1 protein-coding gene is annotated in these 669 nt (G+C 66.5%); it reads left to right on the plus strand.

Features of this window, described 5'->3' with window-relative positions; genetic code table 11:
• The coding region (locus ACX4ZE_RS22950; RefSeq protein ID WP_480275542.1) for an AMP-binding protein at window positions 1-669 on the plus strand (669 nt) is incomplete at both ends.

A 669-nucleotide genomic window follows, 5' to 3' on the forward strand; every position in this document is an offset into this window, starting at 1 on the left:
TGCCCAGGCGTGGTCGGTGTCGCCGGAGGATCGGGTGTTGGTGCATTCCTCGATCGCTTTCGATGCTTCGGTCTATGAGTTATGGCCGACTTTGGTGGCAGGCGCTGGGGTGGTTGTTGTGGGTGAGTCGCGGGCTGATGTCGCTGTGCTCGCGCGAGTGGTGGGGGGTTCGCGGGTGACGAAGATGTTCGCCACGCCGCCTCTGCTTGCGGCGTTGGTCGAGCATCTGTCGTCGACATCCCAACCATCTTTGGGGTGTCTGCGTGAGGTGATCGTGGGTGGTGCGGTGTTTCCGCCGGATCTGGTGCGTCGATTCACGTCGCTGTGCCCGGCGGTTCGGGTCGTCAACGGCTACGGCCCTGCGGAGACGACCGCGTGTGTCTCGGTGTACGACGTGGTCGATGGGGTGGGGGCGTCGGTGCCGATTGGGCGTCCGGTGGGGAATATGCGGGTGTTCGTGTTGGATGGCCGGTTGCGGCCGGTGCCGGTGGGGGTGGTGGGGGAGTTGTATGTGGCCGGTGCGCAGGTGGGGCGTGGGTATCACGGGCGGGTGGGGTTGACGGCGGCGCGGTTCGTGGCTGATCCGTTCGATGTTGCTGGTGGGGGGCGGGTGTATCGGACCGGGGATGTGGTGCGGTGGACTGCGGCGGGGGTGCTGGAGTTCGTGGG

The sequence above is a fragment of the Nocardia sp. TBRC8007 genome, from assembly GCF_056629435.1.